The organism is Dictyobacter arantiisoli, from assembly GCF_008326305.1.
Classification (GTDB): Bacteria; Chloroflexota; Ktedonobacteria; order Ktedonobacterales; family Ktedonobacteraceae; genus Dictyobacter; species Dictyobacter arantiisoli.
Genome location: NZ_BIXY01000207.1, coordinates 1 through 2,085, shown reverse-complemented (window position 1 = coordinate 2,085; position 2,085 = coordinate 1). Strand labels below are relative to the sequence as shown.

The window sequence follows — 2,085 nt, the reverse complement described above, 5'->3', positions numbered from 1 at the left end:
AATTGGTCACTGACTTCCCACGGTTTGGTTCGGGCCATCTTGGTTTCTCCTTTGCTTGGGGGATTCGTGTTCCTTTCCTTGTTCTTGATTCTATCATCTCCTTCCACGTTTTCGGATAAGTTCTTATGGGTACCATGATAGAAGCTCACGATTTATCTAAAGTTTTTCGGACTGCTAAACGCCGCCCGGGTTTACTCGGGAATATCCGCAGCATTGTCGATCCTGAAGTACGCCATCTCTCGGCAGTACAGGATCTTTCATTGCATATCGAGCGTGGCGAAATGATTGGGCTGGTTGGTCCAAATGGGGCAGGGAAAAGTACTACAGTCAAAATGCTGACCGGTATTCTTGTTCCATCCAGTGGCAGTGTGCAGGTGGCGGGTTTGATCCCCGTCAAACAGCGCCGTGAGTTAGCCGCACGGATCGGAGTGGTTTTTGGACAGCGTACACAACTCTGGTGGGATTTACCACTTATTGATTCACTACAATTGTTGCGTCATCTCTATCGCATACCAGAGCAACGACATCGTGAAAACCTTCAAACATTGAGGACCATGCTGGATCTAGATGAGTTTATAGACACTCCTATGCGCCAGCTTTCCCTGGGACAACGGATGCGCGGGGATCTGGCGGCAGCCCTGTTACACGAACCAGAACTACTCTATCTTGATGAACCAACTATTGGACTCGATGTTGTTGCCAAAACTCGCATTCGTGAGTTTTTACTTACACTCAACGCTAAACAGGGCACGACTGTCTTAATTACAACCCACGACATGGATGATATTGAAACGCTCTGCCCTCGTATGGTGATTATCGATCACGGGCGTAAGCTCTATGATGGAATGGTTGAAAGTATTCGAGAACGCTTTGGCGGTGAACGCACACTGGTTGCCGTCCTGGATGCGGCAGAAATAGCAATCATAGCTGCCCTCCATAAAGATCCCCATGGACAGCCGCAACTACCAGACATACCAACAGGTGTCCATGTCACACAGTGGGATAGCCCACGCCTGAGCCTCAGCTTTGGACGCGATAGCATTCCTGCCCATGAACTGGTAGCCTGGCTGGGAGCACGCTATCGCTTACGCGATGTTACTTTCCTTGAGCCCGAAATTGAAGATATCATCCGCCGTATTTATGAAGAAGGTTTGCTTCTCCAGGATGCAGAATTGATGCTTTAATCAAATGGTTGATGAAATATTTATAGGTTAGATCATATTTTTCTACCATGATCGGCTTCTTCTATCGAATAGGGATATGATACCCCTGGCTCTTTGTCTGTATTGTGGGTAGATTTAGAACAAAGTAGCCAGGGATTTTTCAAGCTCTAATTAGTATGCACTATGCTTAATGCATCGCAAAGACAGTGGCGGCAGTTGGATTCAGGAGTTCCTCGGTCTGAGGATGAAAAAAGAAGATCTGGTCAGGATTCAAAGCAACCGTCAAGCTATCAGTCCTGAGTTGATAGCGTGTCCCAACCAGCTGCACATACCCTTCCATAACATTAATTGTAGGTTCACTCAAAAAACGCGCCACAAAGAGATTCGCGGGCGATTGCACGAGTTCATCCGGAGTACCAATTTGTTGAATGCGCCCCTTATAAACAAAACCAATACGGTTCGCCATGCTAAATGCCCCATAGGGATCTTGCGTGATATAAATGCCCGGTTTCCGCTTAATACGCTGCACCAAAGGAATAGATAAAATAAGGAATTCCAATAATCTTCTTGTGTATAAGACGTTTGAATGTCCTAAAAATACTGCTACCTGGTAACAAGTATGATTTTATTGATAGAGTAGCCACTTGCAATTGTTTTGGCAAGCAGGTATCATTTGTAACTACAACTGATAAGCAGTTTGGTCGATAAAACGCCTGAAATTCTTATGTTATCTATTCTGCAATAAAAATCCATGAAAGACAATACTCTCTTAGAGAGTGTCAGCCCCCAATACCAGCGGGATCTTGCTGCTCCCTGGCTGGCAGGCGCGTGCGCGCCTGCACCCTTTTTATTGTGTAGTGCAGGAAAGGTGCTGTGCACCTTTCCTCACTACACAATAAAAAGATGTTTGAGCATCGCAGGT

At 46.0% G+C, this 2,085-nt stretch carries 2 protein-coding genes; one reads left to right on the top strand and one right to left on the bottom strand.

Annotated features, from left to right (window positions below; all coding sequences use genetic code 11):
• Positions 1–125 precede the first annotated feature (125 nt).
• A complete protein-coding gene (locus F1593_RS27805) occupies positions 126–1,184 on the top strand; it encodes an ABC transporter ATP-binding protein (RefSeq protein ID WP_149404801.1) in 1,059 nt (352 codons plus the stop codon).
• 166 nt (positions 1,185–1,350) lie between these two features.
• Here F1593_RS27805 and F1593_RS27800 read toward each other — a convergent pair whose 3' ends face one another.
• A complete protein-coding gene (locus tag F1593_RS27800) occupies positions 1,351–1,722 on the bottom strand; it encodes an ATP-binding cassette domain-containing protein (RefSeq protein WP_149404800.1) in 372 nt (123 codons plus the stop codon).
• Positions 1,723–2,085 lie beyond the last annotated feature (363 nt).

Coding starts and splice junctions, on each gene's coding strand:
- F1593_RS27805 (WP_149404801.1), top strand. CDS start 126: ATGGGTACCATGATAGAAGCTCACGATTTATCTAAAGTTTTTCGGACT.